This is a genomic window from Acidimicrobiales bacterium (genome assembly GCA_036399815.1).
In the GTDB taxonomy this organism is placed as follows: domain Bacteria; phylum Actinomycetota; class Acidimicrobiia; order Acidimicrobiales; family DASWMK01; genus DASWMK01.
Genome location: DASWMK010000101.1, coordinates 1 through 8012, shown reverse-complemented (window position 1 = coordinate 8012; position 8012 = coordinate 1). Strand labels below are relative to the sequence as shown.

The 8012-nt window shown below is 76.5% G+C and carries 5 protein-coding genes; 3 read left to right on the top strand and 2 right to left on the bottom strand.

The window, feature by feature from the left end; all coding sequences use genetic code 11:
* Positions 1–24 precede the first annotated feature (24 nt).
* Together VGB14_07430 and VGB14_07425 are read left to right on the top strand one after the other, a co-directional pair.
* Positions 25–5310 carry an Ig-like domain-containing protein gene (locus VGB14_07430; GenBank protein HEX9992741.1) on the top strand — a complete coding sequence of 1762 codons (5286 nt, stop codon included), beginning with the start codon at positions 25–27 and terminating at the stop codon, positions 5308–5310.
* 38 nt (positions 5311–5348) lie between these two features.
* Positions 5349–6224, top strand: a complete 876-nt coding sequence (locus VGB14_07425) for a hypothetical protein (GenBank protein HEX9992740.1) — start codon at positions 5349–5351, stop codon at positions 6222–6224.
* Here VGB14_07425 and VGB14_07420 read toward each other — a convergent pair.
* Positions 6211–7284 carry a nitronate monooxygenase gene (locus VGB14_07420; protein HEX9992739.1) on the bottom strand — a complete coding sequence of 358 codons (1074 nt, stop codon included), beginning with the start codon at positions 7282–7284 and terminating at the stop codon, positions 6211–6213. The genes VGB14_07425 and VGB14_07420 overlap by 14 nt on opposite strands.
* Before the next feature lie 17 nt (positions 7285–7301).
* Between VGB14_07420 and VGB14_07415 the strand changes: the two genes are divergently transcribed.
* Positions 7302–7847 (top strand): hypothetical protein, encoded by a 546-nt coding sequence (locus tag VGB14_07415; protein HEX9992738.1) that lies wholly within the window; start codon positions 7302–7304, stop codon positions 7845–7847.
* On the opposite strand, the gene VGB14_07410 is transcribed toward VGB14_07415, so the two are convergent.
* Positions 7816–8012 (bottom strand): hypothetical protein (locus tag VGB14_07410; GenBank protein ID HEX9992737.1); only part of this gene is annotated, 197 nt, incomplete at its 5' end. The two genes, VGB14_07415 and VGB14_07410, sit on opposite strands and share 32 nt — an antisense overlap.

Below are 8012 nucleotides of genomic sequence, written 5' to 3'. Positions count from 1 at the left end.
GCCCTCGACGCCGGCAGCGCGGCCGTGGAGAAGCTCGACCAGGCGGCCGCCGCCCTCGAGCAGCTCGCCGCGGCCGTGGAGAGCCAGGCGACGGCCGGCAACGTCCGCAACGCCGTCCGCAACTTCCTGTCGACCCGGCTCGGCGCCCTCGGCATCCTGCTCGGCACGCCCGAGGTCGTCGTGGAGTGCGGCGACGCGATCTGCGCCGACAGCGCCCCGGTGCTCGACGTCACCGACGTGTCCGTCCGGTTCAGCCTGGGCAAGGGCGCGACGGCGACCACGCCGACCGTCGCCACCGGCGTCCCCGGCCTGGCCGTGGGCACCGACGCCAAGGCCTCGGCCTCGGTCGCCTGGCGCCTCGACGTCGCCGTCGGCGTCGACCGCGACGGCTTCTACCTCGACCCCACGAACGCCTCGGGCCGCCCGGCCGAGCTCACCGTGGACGCCACCGCCTCGGTCCCGTCGTCCTTCGACGGCACCCTGGCCGGCCTCCCCGTCCACCTGAGCGAGGACCCGGACCCCGACCTGACCCTCCACCTCGGGGCCGACCTGCTCGGCTCCGCCCCCATCCGCCTGCCCGAGCTGATCGAGCGGGGCGCGGACGTGCTCGACCCGTCGTCGGTCATGCTGACCGCCCAGGGCTGCGCCGACCTCGACCTCGCCTTCGACGTCCGGCTCCCGGTGAACGACGACCCGCCGACGGCCCTGCCCGGCCTGGAGGGCGTGATCGACCTGCTGGTCGACTGGAACGGCTGCGGCGCCACCGGCGACCCCGTCGACATCCGCGACGGGCTCGACGCCGTCGGCACGCTCGCCATCCGCGACGTCCGCCTCGACGCCGGCCGCACGGTGACCGACCTCGTCGGCCCGGTGCTCGGCAACCTCCAGCACCTCACCATGCCGATGCAGCCCGTGGTCGACAAGGTGACGAGCCCGATCCCGGTCGTGTCCGACCTCGCCCGCATGGTGGGGAGGGACGAGGTGACCTGGCTCGACGCCTTCGAGGCCCAGCAGGCGGCGAGCGGCAACGACGTGACCGCCATCACCACCCTGGTGCGGCTGATCGACTACGTGAACGCCTTCGACGCCGCCAGCCAGCCCAACCTCACCGTCCCCGTCGTCGACCGGCTCGACGTCGACCTGAACGCGGCCGGCCGCCACTACGCCGACCCGCAGCAGGCCATCGACGAGATGATCGGCCAGATCCCCGAGCTGAACGACGTGCGGGCCGACCTCGAGGCGGCCGGCTGGACGATCGAGACCGACGTCGCCGAGGTCGCCCCCGAGGAGGGCGGCGCCAGCTTCACCTTCCCGGTGATCGAGGACCCGGTCCTGCTCGTGCAGCTGCTGTTCGGCAAGGACGTGGACCTGGCCGTGTTCGACGCCGGCCCGCTGCGGGCCGACGCCCCGTTCGACTACGCCTACGGCCTCCCCTTCGCCAAGGTCGGCATCAGGGGCACGGCGGCGGTCGAGGGCCACTTCGCCGTCTCCTACGACACGGCCGGCATCCGCCGGCTGGTCGCCGAGCGGCCCCTCCAGCTGTCGAGCCTCGGCGCCCTCGTCCACGGCCTCGGCATCGACGACCTCGACGCGAGCGGCGCCGACGTGCCCGAGATCCGCCTCGACGCCAACGTGACGGCCTACGCCTACGCCGGCGTGCCCGGGGCCAACATCGAGGCCAGCGGCGGCGTGCGGGGCTTCGCCCAGGCCAACCTCCACGACGAGGACGGCGACGGCAAGCTCCGCTACGAGGAGGTCCGCAGCCGCATCCAGGACCCGCTCTGCCTGTTCGACATCGACGGGCGCATCGAGGCCTTCCTCCAGGTGACCGGCCAGCTCGGCTTCCTGCGGGGGACCCGCCAGATCGTCCCGCCGTTCGTGCTGCTCTCGTACCAGAGCGGCCCCGACGGGGCCTGCGGCCTCATCGGCGGCGGCGACCCGAACGACCCGGACCCGCCCGAGGGGACGACCCTCGAGCTCGCCCGCCAGCAGGGCGCCGGCCTCGACCTCAACGTCGGCCTGGCCGCCGACCTCCTCGACGGCGAGTACGACGACCCCGACCACCCGGCCGACCGGGCCGAGCACGTGACCGTCACCGACCACGGGAACGGCAGCGTGACCGTGACGCTGGAGGGCGCGAGCAAGCGGTACGGCGACGCCCAGCACCCGATCGCCGAGCTGTTCGCCAACTTCGGCATCGGCGACGACACCTTCGAGATGGTCCGCAGCCCGAACGCCGGCCCCCGCCCGCCCGTCATCGCCCACGTCCAGATGGGCAGCGGCAACGACGTGGTGATCGGCGGCCCGGCCAACGACTCGATCGTCGGCGAGACCGGTGACGACGTCCTCCGGGGCGGTCCCGGCAACGACACGATCGTCGGCAGCGAGGGCAACGACACCATCTACGGCGAGACCGGCAACGACCCCGCCCTCAACGGCGGCCCCGGCGCCGACCAGATCGACGGTGGCGAGGGCAGCGACGGCCTGCGGCCCGGCGACGGCGCCGACGTCCTGATCGGCGGGGTCGGCAACGACAGCCTGGGCGACAGCTTCCCGGGCTCGTCGGCGACGACCTCCGGGCCCGACGTGATGGACGGCGGCCCCGGCGCCGACGGGCTGATCGGCTCGTCGCACGGCGACCTGCTGATCGGCGGCGTCGACGAGACGCCGACGACGTCCCAGGACGACCACATCATGGGCCGCGGCGGCAACGACTGCATCGTCGGCGACGGCGGCGTGGCCCCCGACCTGGCCGAGCTGCAGGGCCCGGTGTGCCTCGGGCTCGTCAGCCTCGACGGGCCGGGCGGGAGCGACTACGGGATCGGCGAGGACGGCGACGACGTGATCGTCACCGGCGGCGGCTTCTCCGAGACGCTCCTCGGCGGCAACGGCAACGACTGGCTCGACGGCGGCTCCGGCACCAACAAGCTCGTCGGCGACGCCGGCGACGACACGCTCATCGCCCGCGAGGGCAACGACACCCTGGAGGGAGGCACCGGCAACGACGTGATGTTCGCCGGCGAGGGCGTCGACACGCTCACCGGCCAGGTCGGCAACGACGCCATGTACGGCGAGGGCGGCAACGAGTCGTCCTTCCAGGGCGGCGACGGCGACGACGTCATGGACGGCGGCCCGGGCAACGACACGCTCCGGGCCGGCAACGGCAACGACGTCGCGGTCGGTGACGCCGGCACCGACCAGGTCTTCGGCGACGCCGGCAACGACCGGGTCGAGGGCGACGCCGACGCCGACCAGGTCTACGGCGACGGCTCCCTGACCGCCGGCACCACGACCGACGGCAACGACCTCGTCACCGGCGGGCCCGGCAACGACACCATCCTGGCCGGCCGGGGCGACGACTTCGTCGACACCGGCAGCGGCGACGACACCGCCGACGCCGGTGCCGGCAACGACCGCGTGGCCGGTGGCCCCGGCTCCGACCGGCTCCACGGCAAGGCCGGCGACGACACCGTCGACGGCGGCCCCGGCAACGACGCCGTGGCCGGCGACTCGGTCACCCTCACCGAGGCGACCAACCCGCCGAGCACGTGGCCCAACGGGGCCCTCCGGCTCCGCCCGACCTTCGACGCCACCATCGGCGGCGACGACGTGCTCGTCGGCGGCGGCGGCGAGGACTTCGCCTACGACACCGTGCTCACGCCGCCGTCGTCGGCGTCCATGTCCAACGTCCGCCTGACCGTCACCGACCCGGCCGACCACGGCACCACCGGCACGACGGCGACCCAGTTCGTCTACACGCCGGCCGCCGGCTACCAGGGCTCGGACAGCGTCGGGTACCGCCTGACCAACTCGACCACCGGCGCCCTCGTCGCCGAGGGCCGGGTGTCGATCACCTACCTCACCAACCGGCCGCCGGTGGCCAACGGCGACACGGTGACGACCGACCAGGGCCGGCCGGTGACGGCCGACGCCCTGGGCAACGACACCGACCCCGACGGGGACGCGCTGGCGGCGACCGCGCTCGACGCCGGCACCGCCCACGGCCACGTCGTGCTCGACCCCGACGGCCGGTTCACCTACACCCCGGACCCGGACTTCGCCGGCGCCGACGGGTTCGACTACACGATCGCCGACGACCGGGGCCTGACGGCCACGGGCCACGTGACCGTGAACGTCCGGCCCGACCTCGCCGGCCCCGCGGTCGCCTGCGAGCAGCCCTCGGGCTGGTCGGCCGAGGAGGTCACGGTCGGCTGCGTGGCCTCCGACGGCGGCTCCGGCCTGGCCGACCCCGACCAGGCGTCGTTCGAGCTGACGACGGCGATGGGCGTCGGCCTCGAGGGCGGGTACCCGCTCGACCCGCCGGCCGTGTGCGACCGGGCCGGGAACTGCACCGACCGGGCCCCGTTCGAGGTGCTCGTCGACCGCAAGGGCCCCGAGGTCACCTCGGCCACCGACGGCACCACCTTCGGGCCGGGCACGGCCACGATCACCGCCGAGGTGAGCTGCGCCGACGCCGGGTCCGGGGTCGCCGACGGCGGCTGCCCCGACCACGGCCGGTCGCTCGACACCTCGCCCGGCGAGCACACGTTCACGGCCACCGGCACCGACCGGGTCGGCAACACGACGACGAGGACGTTCCGCTACGCGGTCGCCGCCGCCGACCTGCCGACCGTGTCGGTGGGCGACGCCTCGGTGGTCGAGGGCCGGCGCGGCACCCGCCGGGTGTACGTGCCGGTCACCCTCGACCGGGCCGTCGACACCCCGGTCAGCGTGATCGCCTCGGTGAAGGACGGCACGGCGACGGTGGGCGGCGACGTGCGGGGCCCGCTCACCCCGTCGGTCGTCCGCTTCGAGCCCGGCCCCCGCGGGGTCGGCCCCGTGCAGCGCTACGTCGTCGTCGAGGTCCTCCCCGACTTCCTGGTCGAGGGCGACGAGACGCTCGACGTGCTGCTCACGGACCCGTCGGGCGCGGAGCTCGGCCGGGCGGCGGGGACGATCACGATCCTCGACGACGACCCGTCGGGCACCGGGGCCACGGTCTCGGTGGGCGACGCCACCGTCGTGGAGGGCGACAAGGACGCCCGACGGGCGCGGGTGGCGGTCACCCTGTCCGGCCCGGCGACGGCGCCGGTGACGGTCACGGCCGTGTTCCGGGCCGGCGCCTTCCTCGACACGGCGAGGGTCACGTTCGAGGCCGGGCAGGTCAGCGGGTACGCGGACGTGCCCGTCCTGCCCGACGTCGACGTCGACGGCGACCACGGCATCGAGGTCCGCCTCCTGTCGAGGGACGTCCCCGTGCACCGGGCGATCGGCAAGGTGACCGTCCTCGACGACGACGGGCTGTCGTAGCCGCCCGCGTCGCGGCCGCCGTGCGGCAGGGTGGGGGCATGGACCCCACCACCGCACGGCGGCTGTGGCGCGTCGCCGAGCCGTGCCACGCCGTCACCTACTTCGCCCCGCAGTCCAAGGCGGCGTGGGCGGCCGCCGGCCTCCGCGGCTTCTGGCGGGGCTACTTCGCCACCAGGGCGGCGCCCCTCGGCCCGGTCGGGCCCGAGGTGGTGACCGCCCTGTTCTGCGGGTTCGCCCCCGGCATGGTGGCGAGGGCGCTCCCCGAGGTGTGGTCGATGGCCCCGCCGGCCGACGCGTGGGCGGCCCGCGTGGCCGGCGCCGCCGCCGCGCTCGAGGCCGGGCTGGGCGACGACGCGGCCGGGCCCGAGGTCGAGGAGGCGGCGGCGCTGGCGTGGCGGGCGGTCGACGCCGCCCCGGTCGCCGGCCGGCCGCTGTTCGCCGCCCACCTCCCCCTCGACCGGCCGGCCGAGCCCCACCGGTCGCTGTGGCTGGCGCTCACCCTGCTGCGCGAGCACCGGGGCGACGGCCACGTCGCCGCGCTGGTCGCCGCCGGCGTGGACGGGTGCGCCTCGCTGGTCATGGCCGCGGCCCACGGCGGCGCGCCCCGGGCCCTCACCCAGCCCAACCGGGGGTGGACCGACGAGGAGTGGGGCGCCACGGTCGCCGCGCTGGCCGAGCGGGGCCTGGTCGACCAGGCGGGCGGGCCGACGGCCGCCGGCGCCGCCGTGCACCGGCAGGTGGAGGACGCCACCGACCGGGCCGCGCTGCCCGCCTACGCGGCGCTCGGCGAGGACGGCGCCGCCCGCCTGCACGCCCTCCTGGCCCCGCTGGCGGCCCGGGTGGTGGCCGCCGGCCTCGTCGCCTACCCGAACCCGATGGGCGCGCCGCCGCCCGGCGGGGTCAGTCCCGGGTAGCGGCGAGGCGGTCGACGACAGCGGCGGCGCCGGCGACCAGGTCGGCGACGACGTCGGCGGCCGGACGCTCGGTCGCCATGGCCACCCCCTGCCCGGCCCAGAGGGACATGAGGTCGGCCCGCCCCGCCGCTGCGGCCGCCCGCCGGAGCTCCGAGGTGAGCGCGTTGGTGACCGGGTAGGGCGGCACGTCGAGGTCGGCCATCACCTCCATCAGCCGGTTGCGGACGCCCCTCGCGTACCGCCCGGTCAGCCGGTCGGTGACGGCCGTGGACGCCTCGTCGGCGCCGGCGAGCGCCTCCCGGTGGGCCGCCGCCGTGCCCGCCTCGGGGCAGCGCAGGAACGCCGTGCCCAGCTGGGCGGCGTCGGCCCCGAGGGCGAGGGCGGCGACCACCCCCCGGCCGTCCATGATCCCGCCGGCGGCCACGACCGGCACGTCGACGGCGTCGCACACCTGGGGCACGAGGGCCATCGTGCCGACCAGGCCGCTCGCCGGCGGGCCGAGGAACGTCCCCCGGTGGGCGCCCGCCTCGGCGCCCTGCGCGCACACGAGGTCGCTGCCCGACCGCTCGAGGGCCACGGCCTCGGCGACCGTCGTCGCCGTGCCCATCAGCAGGCAGCCGGCGGCGTGGAGGCGGTCGACGGCGTCCTCCGGCAGCAGGCCGAACGTGAAGCTGACGACGGCCGGCCGCTCCTCGAGGACGACCTCCAGCTGGCCGGCGAGGTCGTCGCCCCACGCCGTCACCTCGGGCCGGGGCGGGAGGCCGAGCTCGGCCCGCAGCGGCCCGATCCGCTCGACCACGACCTCGACGGCCGCTGGGTCGGGCACCGGCGGCCCCAGGGCGAACAGGTTCACGGCGAAGGGCCGGTCGGTGCCGGCCCGGACGGCCCGGATCTCGTCGCGGAGCCGCCCGGGCGTGAGGTAGCCGGCGGCCACCGAGCCGAGGGCGCCGGCCCGGCCGGCGGCGACCACGAGCGCGGCCGTCGTCGGCCCGCCGGCCATCGGCGACACCATCACCGGCACCTCGATGCCGAGCCGCTCGGTCACCTCCGTTCGCCACATGCCGACATGATGGCGCCGTGCCCGATCCGGTCAGGGACGCCGCCGTCGCCGCCGCGGCGGCCGTCCGCCGGCTGCCCTACGCCTGGCCGGCGCCGCCCGACGCCGACGCCGCCGAGCGCGACGGGGTCGGCTCGTGCGCGTCCAAGCACGCCCTGCTGGCCCGCCGCCTCGACGCCGTCGGGGTGCCGTCGCTGCCCCTCCTCGCCGTCGGCCCGCTCGTGCCCGCCGTGCTGGCCGGCGACCCCGACCTGGCCGAGGGCGCCGACCTCGTCGAGGTCCACGAGTGCCTCACCGTGCTGACCCCGTGGGCCGGGCCGGTCCGGGTCGACGTCACGTGGGACCCGCCGCTCGTCGCCCGCGGCCTGCCCGGCGGACCGTGGGACGGCTGGTCGGACACGCCGCTCGCCGTCGGGGACGCCGGGCCGGGGTGGGCGGTGCCGAGGGACGGGCTGCGGGCCGCCAAGGAGGGCCTGCGCCGCCGCCTCTACGGGCCCGGCGAGCGCGACGTGCGGGACCGGGTGCTGGCCGCGCTCAGCCGGCGACTGGCGGCGTGGCGGGGATGAACGCCACGCAGCACTCGCCCGGCCGGGGGTCGAGCACGGGCCGCACCCCGGCGACGGCGGTGGCCGCCAGCAGGGCGAGGTTCATCCCGCACACGAGCTCGGTGTGGTCGGCGGCCAGCTGGTGGAAGGGGCAGTTCCGGAGCCGGATGCCGCCGCCGTCGGCCT